Origin of the sequence: Arthrobacter sp. B2a2-09, assembly GCF_027587375.1 — a bacterium.
In the GTDB taxonomy this organism is placed as follows: domain Bacteria; phylum Actinomycetota; class Actinomycetes; order Actinomycetales; family Micrococcaceae; genus Arthrobacter.
This window is the reverse complement of the sequence record NZ_JAMXIC010000016.1, coordinates 1-25,919: the sequence shown is the minus strand read 5'-3', so window position 1 is coordinate 25,919 and position 25,919 is coordinate 1. Positions and strand designations below refer to the sequence as shown.

Genomic DNA, 25,919 nt, shown 5'->3' with positions numbered 1-25,919 from the left:
CGTGTCCTTTCTCGATGACACATGCCCGCTTGGGGATCCAGTTGCAGGATCATTAACTCGACAGGCATATCGGGACCTCGGGATGACTGGTACATAGAGCCCTCACCTCTGCTCCGGTAACGCATACCTAGTAGGCACACGTTTCAAGCGTGCCGCCTAAAACATGAACGCCAGAACAAGAACGAGGCAAAACCGTGCGTACGTACACCCCGAAGCCCGGCGATATCAACCGCCAGTGGCACGTCATTGACGCCACCGATGTTGTCCTTGGTCGTCTTGCCAGCCAGACCGCAACACTGCTGCGCGGAAAGCACAAGCCGACCTTTGCGTCCCACATGGACATGGGCGACTTCGTCATCATCATCAACGCTGAAAAGGTTGCCCTGACCGGCGCCAAGCTGGAGCAGAAGCGCGCATACCGCCACTCCGGCTACCCGGGCGGCCTGACCTCCGTCAACTACGCGGAGCTGCTGGAATCCAACCCGGTCCGCGCCGTGGAGAAGGCCATCAAGGGCATGCTCCCGAAGAACTCCCTCGCTGCACAGCAGCTGGGCAAGCTGAAGGTCTACCGCGGTGCAGAGCACCCGCACGCCGCCCAGCAGCCCAAGACTTTCGAAATCACCCAGGTCGCCCAGTAGTCCTGGCCACCAACCAACTTTTAATCAAGGAGAATCGTGGCTCAGAACGAAGAACTGACCACCGAGGCCGTTGTGGCTGAGGAAAACCTGACCAGCTACACCTCGGAGAGCGGTCCTGCAGAAGCAGAAGCGCCGAAGAAGGAGCGCCCGGCACTGACCGTTGCCGGCGCCGCAGTTGGCCGTCGTAAAGAAGCCGTTGCACGTGTTCGCATCGTTCCCGGCACCGGCAAGTGGATCATCAACGGCCGCGAACTGGCCAACTACTTCCCGAACAAGCTGCACCAGCAGGACGTCAACGAGCCCTTCAAGATCCTCGATCTTGACGGCGCCTACGACGTCTTCGCACGCATCCACGGTGGCGGCATTTCCGGCCAGGCCGGTGCACTGCGTCTCGGCATCGCCCGTTCACTGAACGAGATCGACACCGAGAACAACCGCGCCACCCTGAAGAAGGCCGGCTTCCTGCGTCGTGACGCCCGCGTCATCGAGCGTAAGAAGGCTGGTCTCAAGAAGGCACGCAAGGCTCAGCAGTACTCCAAGCGCTAACCGCGCTTTTCCCGGACTGTGGCCGCTGGCGCGACCACAGTCCGGGGCCCGCAGCACGTTTTACGCGCTCGGCTCCACAGCGCTAAAGCGCCCTGCAGAGGCCCGTTCCGCCGTTTGGCGGGGCGGGCCTTTGTCGTTTGTGGGCAACGTCAATTGAGCAGTTAGGGCCGAAGGGCGTAATACTGCGCTCCATCGATGGTTTCTGCCTTGTAATGACTACTCACCCAGTCGACTATTCTTGCGGCTTCGCCATGGCCTTCCAAGGTGGTTGGAGGCAGTTTTTGGATGACCATGGACCAGATGCGGCCAGCGTGAACAAGATCTTGGAACTGTTCAAGCGATGGAAACGGGTCGGTTCCATCGAAGCCACCTACGGGCATCACCGCCCTCCCGCTCGAGAGCTGGTAGTTCGCCGCGGATTCAGAACCAATCATCGCGGCGGGCCAAGTGACATTTTGGGGGGCCTGTCGCAGCCGATCGATGACTCCGGGCACCGGGATGTCTCCATAAGAAAGAATCAAGAGCGTCGGCGGGATGTTCGGCGGTAGCTGTTGCCTATCCGGGCTGTCTGTTCGGACATGCAGGATACTCGGACCGGCGATCACCCCGGCGCCGACGTGGGGGCTCAAGGTTGTGTTGACCGACCAGAGCACGGGCCCCGCCAAAACGGATACCAGTGGCACCGCAACAGTGATCCACCGGATACTACGGCCCGCGGCGGGGATAAGCACGACCGCGATGGATACCGACCCGAGGATGAGAAGTGCCTGCGGAAACCACGGGAAATCGCTGGTTGAGCGTGCCGCTGAGACATACGCAAATATCATGCAAACGAGCAGGGTTATTCCGAGTCCGAGGCGCGGTTTCCAGTGTCTCCGAAGCCTCACGAGGTGAATAAACCCAAAGGCGGCTAGACAACTCAACGGTGGTACGGCCACGAGGGAGTAGTAAGGGTGGACGATCCCAGACATGAAAGCAAGGACAGTGGCCGAAGTAGCAAACCATGCCGCGCACAAAACCAAAACAGCCCGCTTGGGAATTCCAGCGGTACGCTTCCACAAAAGCCACGCCGTGATGCAGATTCCGGCAACTGCCAGTGGCAGGAACCAGCCGAATTGACCGGTAAATTGTGGTTCCAGAAATCGCTGGAACCCGGCTTGGAGGTCGTCCGAATTTCCAGGAGTCATAGTTCGAACGGCGGCCTCGCCGGTCAGACGATCGAGGCCGTTGTACCCCAGGGTTAGTTCTACGACGCTGTTATTCCTTGTGCCTCCAATAAAGGGCCGAGAGGCCGGGTTTGCCAGCTGAACGAGCATGAACCACCAGCCGCCCATGAGCGCCGCCACGAGGAACGCCGCACCTAGATGCATGAACCTTCTGATGATCGGGGCGCGAGAAAAGGCGAGGTAACTCATGCCCAGAGCCGGCAGGATGAGCAGGATCTGAAGCTGTTTGGCTAGGAACCCCGCGCCAACGCAGGCTCCCGCGACGAGCAGCCAGCGCAGCTTACCCGCGTCGATCGCTTTGAGCGCGGCGGAGGCGGACCCGATCATGAGCAGAGTCAGCAGCGCATCCGGGTTGTTGTACCGAAACATAACGGTGGCCACGGGGGTAACCGCGAAGAAAAGCGCTGCAAGCAGGCCAGTTGCCGGGTCGGTCCGCTTCTGCACCATCCGGTACAGCAAATAGACGCTGAGTACCCCCATCAGGGCCTGTGGTAGGAGGATGCTCCACGAGCTGAGTCCGAAAATTCGCACCGAGAGGGACATAATCCACAGTGACAGCGGAGGCTTATCGACGGTTATTGCATTGCCCGGGTCCGATGAGCCGTAGAAGAAGGCCGTCCAATCTTCCGAACCGGCCATAGCGGCAGCCGAGTAGTAGGAGTTTGCCCAACCGTTGCGGTCGAGTCCCCACATGTAGAGGACAGACGTCAAAGCAAGAAGGCCCAATAGAGCTGGCCGCTGCCACGTAGGACTCAGGGGGTTCCCACGAAACCACTTCCGAATGACCTGAAAGCGGCCTTCGATGACCGCGCTTGGGCCGGTTTGTCCGGGAACCCGGCTGGTCTTGTTACTCACATTGCCAGCTGCTTGATGGGGGCCGTGCCGCGCCGCTCCTCCGACCGCCGCACCCGGAAGACCCAGATGCGGAGGAGGACGAATCGGACAAGGGTGGCAAATACATTCGCGCAGGTCAGGACAATCAGCTCGGTTCTAGGCGCTGCGTCCGGGTGAATGCCGTGCAGCAGTAGCAGGGAAGACGAAGTAATGCCCCATGCGACCATGAACACCACTAGCCCTTGAAACTGCTGGGTAAAAAGCCGCTCCTGCCCGTGGATCCTGAAGGTGAAGCGACGGTTGGCTGCGGTGTTGGCGATGGCCGTGAGCAACAGCGCCAGGAAATTTCCCTGTTGAGCGCCGAAGGGTCCCTGGAATAGCAGATAAAGCAAAGCAAAAGCGAAAGTGGAGATCGCGCCGACGATTCCGAAACGCACGACCTGGCCGAAGAAGCTTGGCCGAGTAGGCGTGGCGATGGGTCCGCGCCCGAGCTCAGCATAAATCGCCTCCAAGGGAATTCTTCCCTTCACCATGGAACCGGCGACGCGCACGAGGCCCCTGATGTCGTCGACCGCCGTTTGACGGATATCCACCCTGCTGTCAGGATCGTCGATCCAGTCGACTGGAATCTCGTGGATACGAAGCCCTGCCCGCTCCGCCAAGATCAACAGCTCGGTGTCGAAGAACCAGCAGTTGTCCTCCACATAAGGAAGCAGCCGATGCGCGACTTCTGCCCTGACAGCCTTGAAACCACACTGGGCATCGGAAAACTGTACGTGCATGGTCCGTTTGAGAAGCAGGTTATAGCTCCGGGAGATGAACTCCCGTTTGGGACCCCTGACCACCCTGGAAGTCCGGCCAAGCCGCGTACCGATGCTGACATCCGAGTGTCCGGAAAGGAGGGGAGCTATAAGCGGGGGCAAGGCAGCCAAATCGGTCGAGAGGTCCACGTCTACATAGGCGAGAACCTTTGCTTCGGACGACGTCCAGGCATCGCGGAGCGCGAAGCCGCGCCCTTTAGTCTCCAGGCGCCGATAACTGACATTCGGAATCTCGTCAGCGAGCTTTCGCGAAATGGAGCCGGTTGCGTCCGTGCTCGCGTTATCGGCAATCGTGATTTTCCAGCTGTACAACAATTCCCGGGAAAGGTAGTCGGCAAGCCGGTAAATGCTTCTTTCGAGTATGGCGGACTCGTTGAAAACGGGGACAATTATTTCGAGCGCCAAGCCCCCAGAGCTAGGTGTCATGCGGTAATCGTAGATACTTGTTAATGGTCATTACTAGAGTGGAACAAAAAATGCAAGTCAAGTAGCTCCACTCTTGCGGTCGCGCGACTGAAGGGGTAAAAGCAGGGCGCCGGCACTCCTTCCCCGGCCCCTACAGCCGTCGTCTAGACTGGGACGCGATGGCTAGATTATTTGGAACAGATGGCGTGCGTGGTCTCGCCAATGGATTGCTCACTGCGGAGCTCGCTCTCCAGTTGGCCCAAGCCGCTGCGGTGGTCCTTGGCCACGAGCGTGCGGAGAACGGAACGCGGCCCCGCGCCGTGGTCGCCCGGGATCCGCGCGCCAGCGGGGAGTTTATCGCTGCAGCGGTGGAAGCGGGACTTTCGAGCTCCGGCATTGATGTGTACGACGCCGGTGTGCTGCCCACACCCGCGGCGGCCTACCTCATCGCCGACCTCGATGCCGATTTCGGGGTCATGATCTCGGCCTCGCACAACCCTGCACCGGACAACGGCATCAAGTTCTTTGCCCGCGGCGGCCAGAAGCTCCCGGATGAGGTGGAGGACGCAATCGAGGCTCAACTCGGCAAGGAACCTTCACGCCCGGTGGCCGGCGATGTCGGCCGCATCCAGCGCTTCTCGGACGCTGAGGACCGCTACATCGTCCACCTGCTCGGCACCCTGCCGCACCGCCTCGAAGGTCTCAAGGTTGTGCTGGACTGCGCCAACGGTGCGGCCAGCGGCTGTTCCCCGCAGGTCTTCGCTAGCGCCGGCGCCGAAGTGGTGGTGATCGGTGCGGAACCCGACGGCCTGAACATCAACGACGGCGTCGGTTCCACCCACCTTGGCCAGCTCAAGGAAGCGGTGGTCAAGCACGGTGCGGACTTCGGCATAGCCCACGACGGCGACGCCGACCGCTGCCTGGCCGTGGACCACGAAGGCAACGAGGTTGACGGTGACCAGATCATGGCGATCCTGGCCCTCGCGCTGAAGGAGTCCGGAAAACTGAAGGACGACGTCCTGGTAGCCACCGTGATGAGCAACCTCGGACTCAAGATCGCCTTGCGCGACGCCGGAATCACCATCCGTGAGACCGCGGTGGGGGACCGGTACGTCCTGGAAGCAATGCGCGACGGCGGCTTCAGCCTTGGTGGAGAGCAGTCTGGCCACGTGATCTTCTCCGACTACGCCACCACTGGCGACGGCGTCCTGACCGGCCTGCAGATTGCCGCCCAGGTGGCTGGCACCGGCCGAACCCTCCAAGACCTCGCCCGTGCCATGACCAAGCTGCCCCAGCTCATGATCAACGTGAAGGGCGTGGACAAATCACGCGCCGCCACGGACGAAGGCGTCGCCGCTGCGGTGGCTGCCGCCGAGCTCGAACTTGGTGATACTGGCCGGGTGCTCCTGCGGCCATCGGGCACCGAAGCGCTGGTGCGCGTGATGGTGGAGGCCTCGGACATGGAAACCGCCACCCGCATATGCACCGAACTCGCCGGCGTCGTCGAAGACCGCCTCGCTATTCCACGCGAACTGGCGCTTTAGGCCCGAAAACAGCAAATAACTATGGCCCGTCTCCGTGAGGAGGCGGGCCACAGTTACTTCAGTGCTTACCTCCGGACCAGGTTGTCGCGGATCTCGGTGAGGAGCGTGACCGCGGGATCGGCCGCCGGCTCATCTTCCGTGATGCCCAACTTTGCGTTGCGGCGCTCGATGAGGTGGTTCATTGGAGCTACCACGACGAAATAGATCGCAGCTGCCACTAGGACGAAGTTGACGATCGCGGTCAGCAAAATGCCGAACTGCAGGTCATTTCCGTTGATGGTTACCTTCGCAAAACTGTCAAAGTTGGGGGACCCAACCAAGGCAGCGATCAGCGGCATGAGGACGTTCTTGACGAGTGCATCAACAACTGCACCGAAGGCGGCACCCATGACGACGGCTACGGCAAGGTCTACGACGTTGCCCTTCAGAATGAAATTCCTAAATCCACTCAACATGGCACCAAGCTAGTGCATGCTTGTGAATTCAAGGTGAGCAGCCGATCAATTCCCCGGAGTGTCGGGAACTTCCCTGGTTAATCAACCGCTAGAGGTAGCCCGGCGCCGCTTCGAGTCCAAAGTACTCCTCGAGGGTGCCGATGCCCCGGTTGGCCATATCCGTAGCGGCCTCAAGCCCGATAAACCGCAAATGCCACGGCTCGTAGTAATAGCCGGTGATTTCATTGAGCATCCACGGATACCTGACAACAAATCCGTACTTGTACGCGTTGGCCTTGGCCCAAACGGCGGCTGGCTGTTCAGCGAAGCAGGGCTGGAAGCTGCATGCCCCGCCGCCGTCGCCGATATCGAACGCCCAGCCAGTCTGGTGTTCCGAGAAGCCGGGACGTGCGGAGGCCGTGTCCGCCGAGTCCTGGCCGCGAGTGCTCACGTAGCCGTTGTATGTGGCGGTTTGGGTCTGAAAGGAACGGTAACCGGACGCCAAGGTGATCGTCACGCCGGCCGAGGCGGCTGCGGCAAAGAGCTTTTCGGCAGCCCCGGCGGTTGTGCTGTTGAGCAGGGACGCCTCTCCGCTGACGGCGAGTTGCACGCGGGGCTGGACCAAGTCGGCAGGGACAAACTGCAAGGGGGCCAGCGGCCGGTGCTTGTTGACGATGACCCACTGGCTCGCGGGGTCGTTCAGTGAAAACTGTCGGGACAGAACCCCCGACGGCGGTGCGCTCGACGGCGGAGCCTTCGACGGCGCCGGCTGGCTCGCCGCTGGGGCGGGAACCGCCGTCGTGGTCGCCACTGTCGGCGTCGGCGTTTGCGGACCCGAGGGGGATGGTGCGGCCGTGGGAGAGGCGAGCCGGGTATCCGGGGTGCAGGCTGCCAAGGCAGTCATTCCCACTCCTGCCGCAAGTAGCGTCGCGAAGGACCTTCGGCTGGGGCCGCAGTTGTAGCACACCCGTGCTAGACCTTTCGGAGCAGCATGCGGCGGATGGAATGGTCGGCATCCTTGGTGAGGACAAGTTGCGCCCGGCCGCGGGTAGGGAGCACGTTTTCCTCCAGGTTGGGCTCGTTGATGCGTTTCCAAATGCCGCGTGCGGTGGCTTCCGCCTCGGCGTCGGAGAGCGTCGCGTAACGGTGGAAGTAGGATTCGGGCTGGGCGAACGCCGTGTTTCGAAGCTTGCGGAAACGGTCCACGTACCAGTCTTCGATGTACGAAGTCTTGGCGTCAACGTAAATGGAGAAATCAAAGAAGTCGCTTAGTGCCAAGCCTTGCCGGCCGTCCTGCCGGGGACGGGCAGGCGCCAACACGTTGAGGCCCTCGACGATGAGGACGTCAGGCCGTCGGACTACCACTTCCTTGTCCGGGACGATGTCGTAGGTGACGTGCGAATACCAAGGAGCGCGGACCTCTTCGGCGCCCCCCTTGATCGCACTTACGAAACGAAGCAAGGCCCGGCGGTCGTAGGACTCCGGAAAACCCTTGCGTTCAAGCAAATGCCGGCGCTTCAACTCAGCGAGCGGGTACAGGAACCCGTCGGTGGTGATGAGTTCGACGTTCGGAGTGCCAGGCCAACGGCGGAGCATTTCGCGCAGCACGCGGGCAATCGTGGACTTGCCGACCGCCACCGAACCTGCGACGCCGATCACGAAGGGCGTGCGCTGGGTCTGCTCGCCAAGGAAGGTGGTTGTGGCTGCATGAAGCTGCTGTGATGCCTGGACGTAGAGATGCAGCAAGCGGGAGAGCGGAAGGTAGACCTCGCGGATTTCCTTCATGTCCAGGGGGTCACCGAGGCCGCGAAGCCGGACGATGTCCTCTTCGTTAAGCGGCTGCTCCATCTGTGCAGCCAGCCGGGACCACGTCTGCCTGTCCAGCTCCACGAACGGAGAGGAGCTGTCGCCGTTCGCTTCATTGCGTTGCAAAGTCACTTTAGAGATTCTGCCCCTCCGGTGGCTGATCCGGAAATACAGCATGAACGGCGGGAAGAATTTGTGTGAGCATGCTCTCTGGAAAAGGTGTTCGATCCGGCGGATTCCGGAGGCTGGCTTGATCGCGGGGCCCGATATCCTACGTCCATTTCGCGGGGCACCCGCTACTCTTGTAGGCATGTGTGGAATCGTAGGTTACGTTGGCAATTCATCCCGCCGGGCAGATGCCGGGCACTCGGCTCTCGACGTCGTTCTTGAAGGGCTCCGCCGTCTCGAATACCGGGGCTATGATTCAGCCGGAGTTGCCGTGGTGGCGCATGGAACCATCGCCAGCCGGAAGAAGTCGGGAAAGCTCAGCAACCTGCTGAATGAGCTCGAGGACAATCCGCTCCCGGACTCGCTGACCGGCATCGGCCACACCCGCTGGGCCACCCATGGTGGACCCACCGACCAGAACGCTCATCCGCATCTGGCAGATGGCGGACGCTTGGCCATGATCCACAACGGAATCATCGAAAACTTCGCCGAGCTCAAGCAGGAACTCGTCGCCAAGGGCGTCACTTTCGAGTCGGAGACGGACACCGAGGTAGCAGCAGCACTTCTGGGCGATATTTTCCGCAACCAGCTCAACGGGGACTCGTCCAACGGCAAGCTCACCAAAGCGATGCAGCTCGCCTGCCAGCGGCTCGAAGGCGCGTTCACGCTCCTCGCCGTGCACGCTGATCGGCCCGACGTCGTCGTCGCAGCCCGTCGCAACTCCCCCCTTGTTGTAGGACTGGGCGAAGGCGAGAACTTCCTTGGCTCCGACGTTTCCGGTTTCATCGATCACACGCGCCGCGCCGTCGAGCTTGGCCAGGACCAGATCGTCACCATCACCGCCGACACTGTCGACATCACGGACTTCTTCGGCGCCCCCGCCCACGGCAAGGAATACCACGTTGACTGGGATCCGGCTTCTGCGGAAAAGGGCGGCTTCAGCTCCTTCATGGAGAAGGAAATCCACGACCAGCCAGACGCAGTCACCCAGACCCTCCTCGGCCGCTCGGACATTAACGGCCAGCTGACCTTGAGCGAACTCCGGATCGACCCCGAGCTGCTGAAACAGGTCAACAAGATCATCGTCCTGGCTTGTGGCACGGCCGCATACGCCGGAATGGTCGCCAAGTACGCCATCGAGAACTGGTGCCGCATCCCCACCGAGGTGGAACTCGCGCATGAATTCCGCTATCGCGACCCGATCGTTGACGCCAACACCCTGGTGGTATCCATCAGTCAGTCCGGCGAAACCATGGACACCCTGATGGCCGTCCGTTACGCCCGTGAGCAGGGCGCCAAGACGATCTCCATCTGCAACACCAATGGCTCCACCATCCCGCGCGAATCCGACGCCGTTCTTTACACCCACGCCGGTCCGGAGATCGCCGTCGCCTCAACCAAGGCTTTCCTGGCCCAGATCACGGCCGCGTATCTCCTTGGTCTCTACCTCGCCCAGCTGCGCGGAAACATCTTCTCCGGCCAGATCAAGGACGTCTTGGCGGACCTTGGCAAGATACCCGCCCACATCCAGAAGATCCTCGACAACGCGGGTCCCATTCGCGAGCTCGCCCGCAGCATGAAGGACGAGAAGTCAGTGCTGTTCCTGGGCCGCCACGTGGGCTTCCCGGTGGCACTTGAGGGCGCGCTGAAGCTCAAGGAAATCGCCTACATCCACGCTGAGGGGTTCGCCGCCGGTGAGCTCAAGCACGGTCCGATTGCCCTGATCGACGAAGGACAGCCCGTCTTTGTGGTGGTTCCCTCGCCGCGGGGCCGCGATTCCCTCCACGCGAAGGTTGTCAGCAACATCCAGGAAATCCGCGCCCGCGGTGCGCGCACCCTGGTGATCGCCGAGGAAGGTGACGAAGCCGTGCGGGCTTACGCTGAGCACGTTTTCTACGTTCCCCAGACGCCTACGCTCCTGATGCCGCTACTCACCACCGTTCCGCTGCAGATTTTTGCGGCAGAGCTGGCCAAGGCCAAGGGGTACGACGTGGACCAGCCGCGCAACCTCGCCAAGAGCGTGACCGTAGAATAGCCGCATGATTGTTGGCATAGGCGTAGACGTCGTAGACATTGAGCGCTTCGGGCGCCAACTTGAGCGGACCCCGGGCCTCCGTGACCGTTTGTTCGTTCCCGCGGAACGCGAGCTCAACACGCGGTCCTTGGCCGCGCGTTTCGCGGCCAAGGAAGCTGTGGCCAAGGTATTGGGAGCTCCGGCGGGCATGAACTGGCAGGACTGCTGGATCGGCCTGGACCAGAACGGCCCCACTATCAAGGTGAAGGGCACCGTGCTGGCAGTTGCCGAGTCCAAAGGCGTGAAGCGCTGGCACGTGTCCATGAGCCACGATGGCGGAATCGCCACTGCCATGGTCATCGCCGAGGCCTAGCAGCGCAAGCAACCATGATCAGCGCCTTCACCGGAACACAGATCAGGGCAGCGGAACAGCCGCTTCTTGATGCCGGCGAAGGCGCTGTTCTCATGCAGCGCGCGGCACACGGACTGGCACACGCCGTCGTCCGTGAACTCCGTGCGGAAGGCCGCCGCCTTTACGGCTCGAGCGTTACGGTGCTGGCGGGCAAAGGGAACAACGGCGGGGACGGTCTCTTCGCCGCGGCAATGCTCGCGGGGCGTGGCATGCGCACGACGGCGGTGCTCACCGCCGGTTCCGCCCATCCTGACGCACTCGCGGCCTTCGGCGCCGCCGGCGGACGCGTCCATGTTTTGGACGAGGACAACGCCGAAGAACTAGCCGTCCTGGTTGCCGGCGACGATGTGGTCATTGACGCCATCTTGGGCACGGGTGCCCGGGGTGGCCTCGGCGGTTCGGCTGCGGAATTGATTGCTGCGTTGCAGGAGCTAAGACCCGATTTGGTTGTGGCCTGCGATATTCCCAGCGGAGTCGACGCCGACACAGGCGAGGTCCACTGGCCCGTCTTGACGGCGCGGCTGACCGTTGCATTCGGAGGAGTCAAAGCTGGACTGATGGCCGATCCAGGTGAGGGTTGTGCCGGACGCGTGATCCTGGTGCCAATCGGCATCGACGAATATCTTCCGGCACCTGCCCTGCGCCGTTTCTCTGCCCTCGATCTGGCTGCCGTGCTGCCGGACCCGGGGCGTCGGGCCCACAAGTACACCAGGGGAGTCCTGGGCATCGTGGCAGGTTCCGAGCGCTACACCGGGGCCGCTGCTCTCTGTGTCGAGTCCGCTTCCGCGGCGGGCGCCGGAATGGTGCGGTACCTCGGACCTGAAGCCGTGGCGCGGCAGGTCCTGGCACGAACCCCCGAAGCCATCTGGGAGCCAGCCGAGCCCGGCCGGGTCCAGGCGTGGCTGCTCGGTCCTGGCCTGGACGGAGCCGAGCAAACCGATCGCGCCCGTGACGTAATAGCCGCAGCGTCCGGCGCCGGCCAGCCCGCCGTCGTCGACGCCGGAGCCCTGGAGCTCCTGCCGGAACGCTGCCCGCCGAACTGGATCCTGACCCCGCACGCCGGGGAGCTCGCTGCCCTTCTTGGCCGAGGCGAAGTGCGCGTCACGCGTGAGGACGTGGAATCGCGGACCGTGCACTTCGCCCGGCTCGCGGCGGAGCACACCGGCGCGGTCGTCCTGCTCAAAGGTGCCACAACGCTGGTTGCCTCGCCTTCCGGGGCGGTCTTCAGCCAGTCGGACGGGTGCCCGTGGATGTCAACGGCAGGCAGCGGGGACGTTCTTGGCGGGATAGTCGGCGCGCTGGCTGCAGCGTACGCCGAATCCGGGCTGGACGACGACGGACCCTTCGCTGCACTGGGAATCGCCCCTGACGAGCGCTGGGCTGCGGTGGCCGCTGTCGGCGCAAGCATCCACGGAATGGCCGGCAGCGCAGCCTCGGCGAGCGGGCCATTGACCGCTTCCGATATCGCCAGGGCGGTCCCCGGCGTCTTCCGCTTTCTCAAGGAACATCGCACCGGATGATCCCGGATGTTCCTTGAATGTCACATAGTCTGGCTAGGCTGGCAGGAAGTTATCCGGCACGTGAAGGAGAACACATGGACATTTGGCCAGGAACCGCATACCCGTTGGGGGCCACTTTCGATGGCACGGGAACCAACTTCGCGCTGTTCAGCGAGAAGGCGGAAAAGGTGGAATTGTGTCTCTTTGACGACGACGGGGACGAAATTTCCTACACCGTCAACGAGGTGGACGGCTATGTGTGGCATTGCTACCTGCCGCATGTCCAGCCGGGCCAGAAGTACGGCTACCGCGTGCACGGCCCGTATGACCCTGCCGCCGGGCAGCGCTTCAATGCCAACAAGCTGCTCCTGGACCCGTACGCAAAGGCCATACACCGGCAGATCGACTGGGATCCCGCTCTGTTTTCGTACAACATGGGGGATCCGGACTCCCGCAACGACAAGGATTCCGCGCCCCACATGATGATGGGCGTGGTCATCAACCCGTTCTTCGACTGGGCAGGTGACCAGCTGCTGCGCATCCCGTATCACCGGTCCGTGATTTACGAGGCGCATGTCAAGGGCCTGACCCAGCTCCATCCTGAGGTTCCGGAGGAACAGCGCGGCACGTATGCCGGCGTGGCGCACCCGGCCGTGATTTCCCACCTGCAGAAGCTCGGGGTGACAGCGATTGAGCTCATGCCGGTGCACCAGTTCACGAACGACGGCATCCTGCAGGACAAGGGGCTGAACAACTACTGGGGCTACAACACCATCGGGTTCTTTGCCCCGCACAACAGCTACAGCTCCAAGGGCGATACCGGCCAGCAGGTCCAGGACTTCAAGGCCATGGTCAGGGCGTTGCACACGGCAGGCATCGAGGTCATCCTCGACGTCGTGTACAACCACACGGCCGAGGGCAACCACCTGGGCCCCACGCTGTCCTTCAAGGGCATCGACAACGCCGCGTATTACCGTCTGATGGATGGTGACGAGAAGCACTACATGGACTACACGGGCACCGGCAACTCACTGAACGTCCGTAGCCCGCATTCGCTGCAGCTGCTGATGGATTCCCTGCGCTACTGGGTCACCGAAATGCATGTGGATGGTTTCCGCTTCGACCTCGCGTCCACGCTGGCCCGTGAGTTCTATGACGTGGACAAGCTGTCCACCTTTTTCGAACTCATCCAGCAGGATCCGGTAGTCTCGCAGGTCAAGTTGATCGCCGAGCCGTGGGACGTCGGCCCGGGTGGCTACCAAGTGGGAAACTTCCCGCCGCAGTGGACGGAATGGAACGGCCAGTACCGGGACACGGTCCGTGATTTCTGGCGCGGCGAACCCGCGACCCTGGGCGAGTTCGCCTCGCGGTTGACGGGGTCAGCGGACCTTTATGAGCATTCCGGCCGCCGCCCGGTGGCATCCATCAACTTCGTCACGGCCCACGACGGCTTCACTTTGGCTGACCTGGTGTCCTACAACGAGAAGCACAACGAGGCGAACGGCGAGGGCAACAACGACGGCGAATCCCACAACCGCTCCTGGAACTGCGGTGTCGAAGGGCCCACGGAGGATCCGAAGGTCTTGGGCCTTCGTGCCCGCCAGCAGCGGAACTTCATCGCCTCGATGCTCCTGTCCCAGGGTGTCCCGATGCTGCTGCACGGTGACGAGCTCGGCCGGACGCAGCGGGGGAACAACAACGGCTACTGCCAGGACTCTGAGCTGACCTGGATCAACTGGGACAGCGTGGACCAGCCACTCGTGGAGTTCACGGCCGCGGTCAGCGCTTTGCGCGCCAAGCACCCCACCTTCCGGCGCAGTCGCTTCTTCGACGGACGGCCGGTACTACGAGGCGAAGGCGAGCGGCTCCCGGACATCGTCTGGCTGGACGTCGACGGAACCACCATGTCGCCGTCGGACTGGGACAGCGGCTTCGGGCGCTCCGTGGGCGTGTTCCTCAACGGTGACGGCATCCGCGGCCGGGACAACCAAGGCCGGCGCATCACGGACGTCAACTTCCTGCTCTACTTCAACGCCCACGACGACGAAGTCGGTTTCAAGGTACCCTCGGACGAATACGCACCTGCATGGGACATCATCATCGACACCGCCGGGGGCGGAGCGGACACTGAGCCCGTACCGGCGGAAGCAGTCCTAGGTGTCGGGGCCAAATCACTCGTGGTGTTGCGGGCACACAGCATCCCGGACACGGACCCGGACCATTCCGTGGCAGCGTCCCTCGCCGCGTTGTCGCAGACAACCACGCCCGAAACGGCTTCCTTGACTGCGCCAGCCACACCGGCACCCACCACCCGGACGCTCCGTGTTGTACCGGAAGCAGCACCTGAACCGAAAAAGCACCATGCCCAGGAGACGAAGGCTGCCCCCGAAACCAAAGCTGCGCCAAAGAAGCCCAGAAAGCCACGCACCGCCAAGAACGGGGGATCATGAGGACACCCGTCTCCACGTACAGGCTCCAGATCAGGCCTTCGTTCACGCTCCAGGACGCGACGGCCCTCACCGGCTATCTGCGTGAGCTCGGGGTGGATTGGGTGTACTTGTCGCCCATCCTGACGGCGGAGGAGGGCTCGGAGCACGGTTACGACGTCACGGACCCGTCCACCGTGGATGCTTCGCGCGGCGGCGCCGAAGGGCTCGCAGCGCTCTCCAAGGCGGCACGGGAAGCCGGCCTCGGAGTGCTGGTGGACATCGTCCCGAATCACATGGGCGTTGCGTCGCCTCCGCAAAATGCCTGGTGGTGGTCCCTCCTCAAAGAGGGCAGGGCCTCCCGCTATGCAGAAGCGTTCGACGTCGACTGGGACTTCGGTGGCGGAAAGCTCCTGCTCCCGGTCCTCGGCAGCGACGACGACGTCGACAAGCTAGAGGTGGTCGACGGCGAAATGCGCTACTTCGACCACCGCTTCCCGCTGGCCGAAGGCAGCTACGTCGCGGGTGACAGCGCCAGGGACGTCCATGCGCGCCAGCATTACGAGCTGGTCGGCTGGCGCCGGGCTGACGACGAGCTCAATTACCGCCGATTCTTCGCGGTCAACACGCTGGCCGGGATCCGCGTCGAAATCCCCTGGGTCTTCGAGGAAGCCCACGCGGAGGTCGCCCGATGGTTCCGTGACGGGCTTGTGGACGGGCTGAGGATCGATCACCCGGACGGGCTCGCGGACCCTGCCGGGTACCTGGAGCGCCTGAAGGAAACCACGGCTGGCTCCTATCTGCTCGTCGAGAAGATCCTCGAGCCGGGGGAGGAGCTTCCGGAGAACTTCGACTGCGAGGGGACCACAGGCTACGACGCACTCGCCGACGTCGACCGCCTTTTCGTGGATCCCGACGCCGAGGTGCAGCTTGATGCCTTGGATGCCAGGCTCCGGGGCAACAGGTCGCCGGCCGATTACCAAGCCATGATTCACGGCACCAAGCGGCGTATTGCGGACGGCATCCTGCATTCGGAAGTCCTGCGGCTTGCGAGGCTCGTACCGGAGTCTCCGGAGCTGCCCCGTCCGGGGGTGGCCGACGCCCTGGCTGAGACCATCGCTTCGTTTCATGTCTACCGGAGCTATCTCCCGTATGGCAAAGACACCTTGGTGGAGGCCGTTGAACGGGCTGCCCGGACCAGGCCGGACTTGGACCAGGTCCTCAAGGCGCTGCTTCCACTGCTGCTCGACGCCAGCCGTGAACTGGGCCGCCGTTTCCAGCAAACCTCCGGCATGGTCATGGCCAAGGGCGTGGAAGACACTGCGTTCTTCCGCTACACGCGCCTTGGCACGCTGACTGAAGTGGGAGCAGATCCTACTGAATTCGCGTTGTCCTCGGCTGGATTCCACGAGCGCATGCTACGTCGCCAGGCCCTGCTGCCGCTGTCCATGACTACACTGACCACGCACGACACCAAGCGAAGCGAAGACACCCGGGCCAGAATCTCGGCTATCTCCGAGGCAGTCCCCGAATGGGAAGCATTCGTGGATCGCATGCAGGAACTTGCGCCGATTTCCGACGGGCCACTCGCAGCTCTCGTATGGCAAGCCATCGCGGGTGCGTGGCCGGCCAGCCGGGAACGGCTCCAGGGTTACGTCGTCAAGGCGGCACGCGAAGCCGGCAACTCCACCAGCTGGACCGAGCCGGACGAAGGGTTCGAAGTGAAGCTGGCCTCCGCCGTCGACGCCGTCTTCGAAGTGCCGCAGGTGACGGCCGCTCTCGAAGAGTTCGTTGCCCTTGTGGACCCGTACGGGACGTCCAACTCACTGTCGGCAAAGATTGTTCAACTGACCATGCCCGGCGTACCGGACGTCTACCAGGGCACCGAGTTTTGGGACCGTTCACTCACCGATCCCGACAACCGGCGCGCGGTCGACTTCGAACGGCGGAGAGCCGCGCTCGCAGCCCTCGACGCCGGTGTCCAGACTGAAGCGCGGGACGAATTGGCTAAGCTGCTGCTGACTTCCCGGGCACTGCGCTTGCGCCGGGACCGGCCGGAGCTCTTCGGTGGATACAGTCCCCTTAATGCGGAGGGTCCCGCAGCCGAACATCTGATCGCCTTCGACCGCGGAGCCCCCGCCGCAGGTGGTGGTGCCATCACTTTGGCCACCAGGCTCCCGCGGAAGCTTGAGCGGAACGGCGGGTGGCAGGATACCGTCATTCGTCTTGGGAGCGCGGTCCAGGATGAACTCACAGGCAACAGTTACCCTGCGGGCGAGGTGCAGCTCGCAAGGCTTCTGCAGAGATACCCGGTGGCCTTGCTCGTACCCGTTAGCTAGCCAGAGCACAACAACGGCGGGCAAGCGAAGCCCGGACGAGATGATTGAGGGGGAGCGATGGCCGGGAAGACCAACGCGGGGAAACGGTTCGACGTGTGGGCCCCGTTTGCAGAGTCTGTCACTCTGCTCGCGGCGGGTCAGCACCACGAAATGCGGTCGTACGACGACGGCGCCGCCGGCTGGTGGACGGCGGACGTACCTCGGCGGGCCGGGACCGACTACGGCTATCTGGTGAACGGCGAGGGGCCTTTTCCCGACCCGAGGTCGCAGCGCCAGCCGGACGGGGTCCATGCCCTTTCCCGCACCTTCGACGCCTCGTCCTATGCGTGGAACGACGCGGATTGGGCCGGGCACGGGCTCGGCGGCGCGGTCATCTATGAGCTTCACCTCGGGACCTTCACCCCGGAAGGCACCCTGGACTCAGCCGCGGAAAAACTGGACTACCTCGTTGAACTGGGAATCGACTTCGTGGAGCTCCTGCCGGTCAACGCCTTCAACGGCCCCCACAACTGGGGGTACGACGGCGTGCTGTGGTTCGCCGTCCACGAGGCCTACGGCGGACCGGAGGCCTATCAGCGATTTGTGGATGCCGCGCACGCTGCCGGACTCGGTGTGATCCAGGATGTGGTCTACAACCATCTGGGGCCCAGCGGGAACTACCTGCCGAAATTCGGCCCCTACCTGAAGTCCGGCGAAGGCAACACGTGGGGCGATTCGGTGAATCTGGACGGCCCCGGCTCCGACGAAGTCCGTCAATTCATTCTGGACAACGCCGCTATGTGGTTGAGCGACTTCCACGTGGACGGGCTGCGCCTCGATGCCGTACATGCCCTCCGCGATGATCGCGCCGTCCATATCCTGGAAGACCTGGCCAGCCTTGCGGATGGCATCGAAGCCGAAACAGGCGTCCCCAAGACCTTGATTGCGGAATCGGACCTGAACAATCCGCGCCTGATCTACCGCCGGGACACCAATGGCTACGGCCTGGAAGGGCAATGGAGTGACGACTTCCACCACGCCGTACACGTGAACCTCACCGGCGAGACAGCTGGCTACTATGCGGATTTCGATTCCTTGGGCGCACTGGCAAAGGTGCTTGAACACGGTTTCTTCCACGACGGGAGCCACTCAAGCTTTCGCGGCAGGCATCACGGCCGCCCCATTCGCCCGGGGCTGGTTCATCCTGCCGCTTTGGTGGTCTGCAACCAAAACCACGATCAAATCGGCAACCGCGCCGCCGGCGACCGCCTCAGTGCGAGCCTGTCTTACGGCAGGCTCGCGCTGGCCGCCGTACTGACCATGACGTCGCCATTCACCCCGATGCTTTTCATGGGCGAAGAATTCGGCGCGTCCACGCCTTGGCAGTTCTTCACATCGCATCCCGAGGAATGGCTGGCGGAGGCCACAGCAAAAGGCCGGCTCAAGGAATTCGAACGGATGGGCTGGGACCCCGCCTTGGTGCCCAACCCCCAGGATCCGGAGACGTTCAGCCGCTCCAAGCTCAAGTGGGAGGAAGCGCACGACGGCGATCACGCCCGATTGCTGGAACTTTACCGGGCGTTGGCGAACCTCAGGCGCTCGACGCCGGAGCTCGCGGGCGGCGGATTCACTGACACCCACGTCGACTTCAGCGAAGAGGACAAATGGCTGGTTCTTAGCCGGGGCGCCGTGAGGGTTGCCTGCAACTTTGGGGACCGGACACTGGCGAAGGCCATGGATGGCGAAGTCTTGCTCGCCACGGACTCCGCGGCCGCCGTCGGGAACGGAAAGCTGACACTCCCGGGGGAGAGCGCCGCCGTCGTGCGCCTTAAGTGACCGTGAGCCGAAGGTGACCGCGCCCACATGACGGGCATTGCACTTCGGGCCTCGAAGGCGGTGGCAGGATGGTACGTATGACTTATTCGGCTGCGGAAAACCGCTATGAAAACATGCCCTACCGCCGCGTCGGACGCAGCGGCCTTAAACTTCCCGCGATCTCGTTGGGACTATGGCACAACTTCGGCGACGACAAGCGGTTCGAAGAGCAGCGCGCCATCCTGCGCCGGGCTTTCGATCTCGGGGTCAACCACTTCGACCTCGCCAACAACTATGGTCCGCCGGCCGGTTCGGCTGAAACGAACTTCGGCCGCCACCTGAAGGACGACTTCAAGCCGTACCGCGACGAACTCGTCATTTCGACCAAGGCCGGTTACAACATGTGGCCCGGCCCCTACGGAGAATGGGGCTCCCGCAAGTACCTGCTCTCCAGCCTGGACCAGTCGCTTCAGCGCATGGGACTGGACTACGTGGACATCTTCTACAGCCACCGTCCCGATCCCGAAACGCCGTTGGAAGAAACCATGGGCGCCCTGGACCACGCAGTCCGTTCCGGCAAGGCGCTCTATGCCGGCATCTCGTCCTACACTCCGGACCAGACCCTCGAGGCCGCCCGGATTCTCAAGGAGATGGGCACACCGCTGCTCATCCACCAGCCCAGCTATTCCATGCTCAACCGCTGGACCGAGAACGGTTCGCCCAACCTCTACGAAACGCTTGACCAGGTTGGCGCAGGATCCATCGCCTTCTCCCCGCTGGCACAGGGAATGCTCACCAACCGGTACCTGAACGGAATCCCCGCGGATTCGCGCGCCGCCAAGGAACGGTTCCTGTCCGAAACTGCGCTGACAGAGGAAAAGCTGAACCGTGTGCGTGGTTTGAACGCCATTGCCGAAGGACGCGGCCAGACCCTCGCCCAGATGGCTATCGCCTGGATCCTGCGCGAGCAGCCCAAGGGTTCGCCTGTGACCTCGGCCCTGGTGGGCGCCTCAAGTGTCGCGCAGCTGGAGGACACCGTGTCTGCGATCAACAACCTGGAGTTCAGCACTGAAGAACTGACGGCGATTGACGAGTTCGCCGTCGAATCCGACATCAATCTGTGGGCGCAGAAGTAGATTCGGAAACTTAATACACTTGCGGGGCCGGCTGGGAACAAAGCCGGCCCCGTTCGGGTTGGTTACAATGCAAAGAGCGCCGAATGGCGCTGTGCCTTTAAGACGCCGTCGTACATTCAGGTACTGACGCGCTAGGCACCTGAGGTTAGTTCTCAAAGGAGTTCCGTGTCTTCACATCCGATTCGTGTCGCCATTGTCGGCGTAGGTAACTGCGCCGCTTCGCTGGTCCAAGGTGTCCACTACTATCGCGATGCCGACCCCCAGGCCACGATTCCGGGTCTGATGCATGTTGAGTTCGGCAAATACCACGTCAACGACGTCCAGTTCGTCGCTGCCTTCGACGTCGACAGCAAGAAGGTCGGCCTGGACCTCGCTGACGCCATCGGCGCCAGCGAGAACAACACCATCAAGATCGCCGATGTCCCCTCCACTGGCGTGACCGTGCAGCGCGGCCACACCTTGGACGGCCTGGGCAAGTACTACCGCGAGACCATCGTCGAGGCTCCGGAAGAGGCAGTGGACATCGTCGCCGCACTGCGCGAAGCCAAAGCCGACGTCATGGTCTGCTACCTGCCCGTTGGTTCCGAGGATGCCGCGCATTTCTACGCGCAGTGCGCCATCGACGCGGGTGTCGCCTTCGTCAACGCCTTGCCCGTCTTCATTGCGGGCACCAAGGAATGGGCCGACAAGTTCACCGCCGCTGGTGTGCCGATCGTCGGCGATGACATCAAGAGCCAGATCGGCGCCACCATCACGCACCGCGTCATGGCCAAGCTCTTCGAAGACCGCGGCGTTACGCTGGACCGCACGTACCAGCTGAACGTCGGCGGCAACATGGACTTCAAGAACATGCTGGAGCGCGACCGGCTGGAATCCAAGAAGATCTCCAAGACGCAGGCCGTGACCTCCAACGTTGAGGCCAAGCTCCATGCCGACGACGTCCACATCGGCCCGTCCGACTACGTCGCCTGGCTGGACGACCGCAAGTGGGCGTTCGTCCGCCTCGAAGGCCGCAACTTCGGCGATGCTCCGGTGTCGCTGGAATACAAGCTCGAGGTCTGGGACTCCCCGAACTCCGCCGGCGTGATCATCGACGCCATCCGCGCCGCCAAGATCGGCCTGGACCGCGGCATCGGCGGCCCGCTGCTCTCCGCTTCCAGCTACTTCATGAAGTCCCCGCCGGAACAGTTCAACGACGATCTCGCCCGCGAAAAGGTCGAGGCCTTCATCCGCGGCGACGTCGAGCGCTAACCGCGCTCCTCCCCTCCCGCCCCCCGGACGCTCGCTCACTTATAACGGGTTTCTGGTGGACGCTCGCTCACTTATGTCGGGTTTTTGATGGACGCTCGCTCACTTGTGTGGGGTTTCTGGCGGACGCTCGCTCACTTATAACGGGTTTTTGGTGGACGCTCGCTCACTTATAACGGGTTTCTGTGCGGTCGTCAAGTTTTTGAGACAGTTTCGTTGTTTTGTTTTGGTTAGGCGGCCAGGGGTTCCTGGACGCTGGTGTGGTGGTTTGCGTGGGCGGTGGCTGGCGGGACGCCGCCGGCCCGTCGGTTGGGCCGGCGGCGGTTGTACCAGCCCTCGATGTAGTCCATCACGGCGGTCCGGGCCGCGAGCCTGGAACCGAAGCGTTCGTGGTGGTAGAACTCGGTCTTCAGGTGCGAGAAGAAGTTCTCGGCGACCGCGTTGTCCCAGCACACCCCGACCTTGCCCATGGACTGGGTGACCCCGTTCTGGGCGCACCATTTCTGGAATTCGTCGGAGGTGTACTGGGTGCCCCGGTCGGAGTGGAAGACGACGGAGTTTCCGGCGAAATGGCCGTGGTTCCGGGCCATCCGCAGGGCCGCGGTGCACAGGCTGGCGCGCAGGTGTTCGGCCATGGACCAGCCGATGACCATGCCGGAGAAGAGGTCGATGACAGTGGCCAGGTAGAGCCAGCCCTCGCCGGTGCGCAGGTAGGTGATGTCCCGACCAGCCGGGTCCCGGGCACCGTGGAGGTGAAGTCGCGTTTGCCCTCGGGATCGAGCATGTGGTTTTCGATGTGGGCGGTCTTGGCCTGGGGGTCCTGGAGCGTGGTCTTTTTCCAGGCCTGGGTGCGGATGGCCCGCAGGCCGTGCTCGGCCATGATGGCCCCCACGGTCGGGGCGGAGACCTTGGTCCCGGCCGCGTTCAGCAGCAGGGTCAGCTGGTCCCGGCCGGCACGCCCGGACTCCTTCGTGTAGAGCTTGGTGACCGCGGTGACCAGCTCCCCGTGCCGCAGCGCCCGCGGTGAAGGGCCGGCAGGTTTGCGCCACCGGTAGAACGAGGCCCGGGAGACGTTCAATTTCCGGCATAGCCACACCACGGGATGGTTGGCCTTCTCAGCTTCGATGAACTCGTAGAAATCCTCTACTTTTGCTTCGCGGCAAAGAAGGCGCTGACTTTTCCCAGGAACTCGACCTCGGCCTTCAGCCTGGCGTTTTCGGCCAGCGCTTTCTGGTGTTCATCCCACGCCACCGGGCCCCGGCCCTCAGCCTGGGCAGGGGCGTCCGGTTGCTTGTCGCGGGACCGGTGTACCCAGTTCCCCAGCGTGCTTTCCTTCACCCCGATCTCCTGGGCGATCTGCTTCACCGGCCGGTCCGAGGACAAAACCAGTCGAACCGATTCCTCCCGGAACGCGGCGTCGTATGTCTTTCTGCGGGTGGTCATCTGAAACTGAGGCTCCCATCAAGCTGTCTCACAAAACCATACGGCCGCACTGGCGGACGCTCGCTCACTTATAACGGGTTTTTGGTGGACGCTCGCTCACGTATACGTGAGCGAGCGTCTGTCATTTAACGCTCGCTCACTTTTGGGGCGTGTTTCGCGCACGCTCGCTCCCTACCCGGCGCTTGCAAAGCCGGATGCGACGGCGGGATCGACCCACGCTGATCGCAGCGCCTTCTTGATCTTCTTGGTTGCTAGCTCGAAACCATCTGCCAAATCGTCCTTGCGGAACACGAGAACGGTCCATCCGGCTGCTTCGAAGGCTTTGTTCCGGCGTCGATCACTGAGTGTCTGGGCCTCCGCGAGGTGATGGCCGCCGTCGTACTGGATGGCGACCCGCCTTTGGCGAAACGCCAAATCGGCCGACGGCGAGAACGGATCGTCAGTTCGCAACTTGAGTTGAAGTTCGGGTTCGGGGATTCCAGCGTCCAGCATGGCCAAGCGAAGCAGGGACTCAGGCGCGGAATCCGCGCCCACGCGCATTAGCTCGAGCGCCTGCCGGGCACGCACGACGCCCTGTAAATTTGGATGCCGCTCCACCAGAGCACGAAGTTCGTCAAGGTTCGCGAACGGCGTGTCTCGTCCTTCCAGCGCCTGGCGGGGAATGCGAATCAGCTCATCGCCCATACAAACGAGGTCGTTCAAAGGCAGCAGCCTGGCCATGTCCAGCCAAGTGCGAGGGCGGGTGCTGAGCCGTATTCCATCAACGGATTCGACCTCGTTCACGGCCGCCGTCACCCTATGCCCGATCACGCCTTTGCGGCGGGCTCCAGGCAACGATCGCGGCTTGCTCAGGTGCAGCTCCGTCGAATCGGCAAGCCAAGGCGGAAGGCAGGAACAGCGAAGGCGCGCCGCCGTCACATGGGAGATCCAGGCCCCGGGGGTAGCGGCCGACAGCGCACGGGCGGCGGACTCAAGGTCGAAGTCCCAGCCGATCGGACGGTAGAGGCTACGGCTGACGCGTTCGACGTCGGCGCGAAGCAGGCGGCTGCGCGGGACACCTTGGGCCTGGGCCTGCGCGAGCGTGAAAGGTCCTGAAAGCAGTTCAGCGGGAAGGGCAAACTCGTTTCGCATAACCGTATTGTTGCGCAAACGGGCCGGTGCCCGCAGAAGTTATCCACAGGCTCGGGATTCGGCTGTGGATCTGGTCGTCCTCGGGGGCCATAGGTGAGCGAGCGTTTCCCGAAAGTGCCACATAGGTGAGCGAGGGTTTCCCGAAAGTGCCACATAGGTGAGCGAGCGTCAGAAGAGGCCCACCGGGTTGCCGTGCTCATCGACGTCCATTCGCATCGCGGCGGGCTCTTTGGGCAGACCGGGCATGGTCATGACGGCACCTGTCAGCGCGACAATGAAGCCTGCTCCGGTCTTGGGAATCAGCTCGCGCACGTGCACCGTGAATCCCTTGGGGGCGCCCAACTGCGAAGCGTCGTCGGTGAACGAATACTGCGTCTTGGCCATGCAAACCGGCATTCCACTCCAGCCGTTTTTGCGGATGTCCGCCAGTCGCCGGAGCGCAGGGACCGAGAACTCCACTCCGTCGGCGCCGTAGATTTCCTGCACGATCGTACGGATCTTGTCCTCCACAGACAGGCTCAGAGGATACAAATGACGGAAGTCCGACGGCGTTGCTGCAGCCACCACCGCTGCGACCTTCGCCGCGAGCTCGTCGCCGCCGTCGCCCCCTCCACCTCGACCCCAGACGTCGGTCACCGCCGCCTGGACTCCCTCCTGGGCGCACCAGGCCAGCAGCCATTCGAGCTCTTCTGCTGTGTCCGTCGCGAATCTGTTTATTGCAACAACCGGTGTGACGCCAAACTTCTCGACATTGTGCACGTGCCGTTTCAAGTTCTCGACGCCGGCAGCGAGCGCCTCGACGTTCGGCTCCTTGAGAAGCTCCTTCGGGACGCCGCCCTGCATCTTTAGCGCCCTGATAGTTGCGACCACCACGACGGCGGACGGCGCCACGTCCGCGATGCGCGACTTGATGTCCATGTACTTTTCGGCCCCAAGGTCGGCGCCGAATCCCGCTTCCGTGACCACGATGTCTGCGAGTTGTTGGGCCGTTCGTGTGGCGATGAGCGAGTTGCAGCCGTGTGCGATATTCGCGAACGGGCCGCCGTGCACCAGAGCTGGGGTGCCGGCAATGGTCTGCACGAGATTCGGTTTGATGGCGTCCCTCAGCAGCATGGTGAGTGCCCCCTGGACACCGAGATCGGCCACGGTAACCGGCCGCCGGTCATAGCTGTATCCGAAAGTGATTCGGCCGAGGCGCTCGCGGAGATCATCCAAGTCCGTCGCGAGGCAGAAGACGGCCATGATTTCGGAGGCTACGGTTATGTCGAAACCGTCCTGTCGTGGCACTCCTTGAGCAGGCCCACCCAGGCCGATGATGACCTCGCGCAGCGACCGGTCGTTCATATCCAAGACCCGTTTGAACGTCATGCGGCGGGGATCGATGTTGAGCTCGTTGCCTTGGAAGATGTGGTTGTCCACGAGGGCCATGAGGGCGTTGTTGGCGGAGGTGATCGCGTGGAAGTCGCCCGTGAAATGCAGGTTGATCTCGTCCATGGGAAGAACCTGGGAGTAGCCGCCACCGGTCGCCCCTCCCTTCATGCCCAGGATCGGGCCAAGGGACGGTTCGCGCAGCGCGATCATCACGCGGTGACCAGCCCGTGCCAAGGAATCGGCAAGGCCTACCGTTGTTGTCGATTTCCCCTCACCCGCCGGCGTCGGGGACATAGCCGAGACGAGGACTATCTTGCCCGCGCGCTTGGCGTCCGGGAGACGGAGCTTGGCGGGATCGATTTTTGCCTTGAACCGACCGTACAGATCCAATGCGTCGACGTTGATCCCGGCACGCTCCGCGATCTCCTCGATGGGACGTATGGCTGCATTCTGGGCAATTTCAAGGTCGCTCAAGATCTTGTTTTCAGACATCCTTGTCCTCAACTCCGTGCGGAACACTGTCCGCGACAATCTACCAGTCGTGTCCCCATAGGTGAGCGAGCGTCGTCGGGATGGGGCTCATAGGTGAGCGAGGGTTTGGGGAATTGCCCTACGTGTCAGGCTGGAACGGTACCAAGGGCTCATAGCAAGTCCGTTTAATCGCGTGGGGCGAGAACCAGGAAT

The 25,919-nt window shown here is 62.8% G+C and carries 18 protein-coding genes and 1 pseudogene; 11 read left to right on the top strand and 8 right to left on the bottom strand.

The window, feature by feature from the left end; translation table 11 throughout:
• Positions 1-194 precede the first annotated feature (194 nt).
• Together rplM and rpsI are read left to right on the top strand one after the other, a co-directional pair.
• On the top strand, positions 195-638 hold the full coding sequence (rplM, locus tag NFJ07_RS16365; protein WP_024817563.1) for a 50S ribosomal protein L13: 444 nt from the start codon (positions 195-197) through the stop codon (positions 636-638).
• A 36-nt stretch (positions 639-674) separates the two neighbouring features.
• Positions 675-1,184 (top strand): 30S ribosomal protein S9, encoded by a 510-nt coding sequence (gene rpsI / locus NFJ07_RS16360; protein ID WP_234749102.1) that lies wholly within the window; start codon positions 675-677, stop codon positions 1,182-1,184.
• A gap of 161 nt (positions 1,185-1,345) precedes the next feature.
• Here rpsI and NFJ07_RS16355 read toward each other — a convergent pair whose 3' ends face one another.
• Positions 1,346-3,265, bottom strand: coding sequence for an ArnT family glycosyltransferase (locus NFJ07_RS16355; protein ID WP_269995888.1), 1,920 nt, complete (start codon positions 3,263-3,265; stop codon positions 1,346-1,348).
• Complete coding sequence (locus NFJ07_RS16350; RefSeq protein WP_269995887.1) at positions 3,262-4,491, bottom strand: glycosyltransferase; 1,230 nt, start codon at positions 4,489-4,491, stop codon at positions 3,262-3,264. The genes NFJ07_RS16355 and NFJ07_RS16350 overlap by 4 nt, the downstream gene beginning before the upstream one ends.
• A 158-nt stretch (positions 4,492-4,649) precedes the next feature.
• On the opposite strand from NFJ07_RS16350, the gene glmM reads away from it, so the two are divergent.
• Positions 4,650-6,014 (top strand): phosphoglucosamine mutase, encoded by a 1,365-nt coding sequence (glmM, locus tag NFJ07_RS16345; RefSeq protein WP_269995886.1) that lies wholly within the window; start codon positions 4,650-4,652, stop codon positions 6,012-6,014.
• A gap of 65 nt (positions 6,015-6,079) precedes the next feature.
• Here the strand turns inward: glmM and mscL are convergent, their stop codons facing one another.
• The 3 genes from mscL to coaA form a co-directional block, all read right to left on the bottom strand.
• Positions 6,080-6,469 (bottom strand): large conductance mechanosensitive channel protein MscL, encoded by a 390-nt coding sequence (mscL, locus tag NFJ07_RS16340; RefSeq protein ID WP_269995885.1) that lies wholly within the window; start codon positions 6,467-6,469, stop codon positions 6,080-6,082.
• 88 nt (positions 6,470-6,557) lie between these two features.
• Positions 6,558-7,415 carry a M15 family metallopeptidase gene (locus tag NFJ07_RS16335; RefSeq protein WP_442865360.1) on the bottom strand — a complete coding sequence of 286 codons (858 nt, stop codon included), beginning with the start codon at positions 7,413-7,415 and terminating at the stop codon, positions 6,558-6,560.
• 5 nt (positions 7,416-7,420) lie between these two features.
• A complete protein-coding gene (coaA, locus tag NFJ07_RS16330; RefSeq protein WP_269996023.1) occupies positions 7,421-8,431 on the bottom strand; it encodes a type I pantothenate kinase in 1,011 nt (336 codons plus the stop codon).
• Between the two features lie 133 nt (positions 8,432-8,564).
• Here coaA and glmS point away from each other — a divergent pair, with 133 nt between their 5' ends.
• From glmS to NFJ07_RS16290, 8 genes are all read left to right on the top strand, one after another.
• Positions 8,565-10,457, top strand: coding sequence for a glutamine--fructose-6-phosphate transaminase (isomerizing) (gene glmS, locus NFJ07_RS16325; protein ID WP_269995883.1), 1,893 nt, complete (start codon positions 8,565-8,567; stop codon positions 10,455-10,457).
• A gap of 4 nt (positions 10,458-10,461) precedes the next feature.
• Positions 10,462-10,809, top strand: coding sequence for a holo-ACP synthase (locus NFJ07_RS16320; RefSeq protein WP_269995882.1), 348 nt, complete (start codon positions 10,462-10,464; stop codon positions 10,807-10,809).
• Between the two features lie 14 nt (positions 10,810-10,823).
• Positions 10,824-12,368: an NAD(P)H-hydrate epimerase gene (locus tag NFJ07_RS16315; protein ID WP_269995881.1), complete on the top strand. Its 1,545-nt coding sequence runs from the start codon at positions 10,824-10,826 to the stop codon at positions 12,366-12,368.
• A 74-nt stretch (positions 12,369-12,442) separates the two neighbouring features.
• On the top strand, positions 12,443-14,797 hold the full coding sequence (glgX, locus tag NFJ07_RS16310) for a glycogen debranching protein GlgX (RefSeq protein ID WP_269995880.1): 2,355 nt from the start codon (positions 12,443-12,445) through the stop codon (positions 14,795-14,797).
• Positions 14,794-17,112: a malto-oligosyltrehalose synthase gene (treY, locus tag NFJ07_RS16305; RefSeq protein ID WP_269995879.1), complete on the top strand. Its 2,319-nt coding sequence runs from the start codon at positions 14,794-14,796 to the stop codon at positions 17,110-17,112. Before glgX ends, treY begins: the two co-directional genes overlap by 4 nt.
• A gap of 57 nt (positions 17,113-17,169) precedes the next feature.
• Positions 17,170-18,927, top strand: coding sequence for a malto-oligosyltrehalose trehalohydrolase (gene treZ / locus NFJ07_RS16300; RefSeq protein WP_269995878.1), 1,758 nt, complete (start codon positions 17,170-17,172; stop codon positions 18,925-18,927).
• 77 nt (positions 18,928-19,004) lie between these two features.
• Positions 19,005-20,042, top strand: coding sequence for an L-glyceraldehyde 3-phosphate reductase (gene mgrA / locus NFJ07_RS16295; protein WP_269995877.1), 1,038 nt, complete (start codon positions 19,005-19,007; stop codon positions 20,040-20,042).
• A gap of 165 nt (positions 20,043-20,207) precedes the next feature.
• Positions 20,208-21,293, top strand: coding sequence for an inositol-3-phosphate synthase (locus NFJ07_RS16290; protein ID WP_269995876.1), 1,086 nt, complete (start codon positions 20,208-20,210; stop codon positions 21,291-21,293).
• Positions 21,294-21,520: 227 nt separating this feature from the next.
• Here the strand turns inward: NFJ07_RS16290 and NFJ07_RS16285 are convergent.
• The 3 genes and pseudogenes from NFJ07_RS16285 to NFJ07_RS16275 form a co-directional block, all read right to left on the bottom strand.
• Positions 21,521-22,733: pseudogene (locus NFJ07_RS16285) on the bottom strand (IS3 family transposase).
• Between the two features lie 171 nt (positions 22,734-22,904).
• Positions 22,905-23,864, bottom strand: a complete 960-nt coding sequence (locus tag NFJ07_RS16280; protein ID WP_269995874.1) for a DUF559 domain-containing protein — start codon at positions 23,862-23,864, stop codon at positions 22,905-22,907.
• Between the two features lie 168 nt (positions 23,865-24,032).
• Entirely contained in the window at positions 24,033-25,727 is a 1,695-nt protein-coding gene (locus tag NFJ07_RS16275; protein WP_269995872.1) for a formate--tetrahydrofolate ligase, read from the bottom strand.
• Between the last annotated feature and the right edge of the window lie 192 nt (positions 25,728-25,919).

Excerpts from the sequence above, each read along its gene's own strand:
- NFJ07_RS16350 (WP_269995887.1), bottom strand. The coding sequence starts at position 4,491 with ATGACACCTAGCTCTGGGGGCTTGGCGCTCGAAATAATTGTCCCCGTT.
- glmM (WP_269995886.1), top strand. The coding sequence starts at position 4,650 with ATGGCTAGATTATTTGGAACAGATGGCGTGCGTGGTCTCGCCAATGGA.
- NFJ07_RS16320 (WP_269995882.1), top strand. The coding sequence starts at position 10,462 with ATGATTGTTGGCATAGGCGTAGACGTCGTAGACATTGAGCGCTTCGGG.
- coaA (WP_269996023.1), bottom strand. The coding sequence starts at position 8,431 with ATGCTGTATTTCCGGATCAGCCACCGGAGGGGCAGAATCTCTAAAGTG.
- NFJ07_RS16275 (WP_269995872.1), bottom strand. The coding sequence starts at position 25,727 with ATGTCTGAAAACAAGATCTTGAGCGACCTTGAAATTGCCCAGAATGCA.
- treY (WP_269995879.1), top strand. The coding sequence starts at position 14,794 with ATGAGGACACCCGTCTCCACGTACAGGCTCCAGATCAGGCCTTCGTTC.
- NFJ07_RS16280 (WP_269995874.1), bottom strand. The coding sequence starts at position 23,864 with ATGCGAAACGAGTTTGCCCTTCCCGCTGAACTGCTTTCAGGACCTTTC.
- mgrA (WP_269995877.1), top strand. The coding sequence starts at position 19,005 with ATGACTTATTCGGCTGCGGAAAACCGCTATGAAAACATGCCCTACCGC.
- glmS (WP_269995883.1), top strand. The coding sequence starts at position 8,565 with ATGTGTGGAATCGTAGGTTACGTTGGCAATTCATCCCGCCGGGCAGAT.
- mscL (WP_269995885.1), bottom strand. The coding sequence starts at position 6,469 with ATGTTGAGTGGATTTAGGAATTTCATTCTGAAGGGCAACGTCGTAGAC.
- glgX (WP_269995880.1), top strand. The coding sequence starts at position 12,443 with ATGGACATTTGGCCAGGAACCGCATACCCGTTGGGGGCCACTTTCGAT.
- treZ (WP_269995878.1), top strand. The coding sequence starts at position 17,170 with ATGGCCGGGAAGACCAACGCGGGGAAACGGTTCGACGTGTGGGCCCCG.
- NFJ07_RS16315 (WP_269995881.1), top strand. The coding sequence starts at position 10,824 with ATGATCAGCGCCTTCACCGGAACACAGATCAGGGCAGCGGAACAGCCG.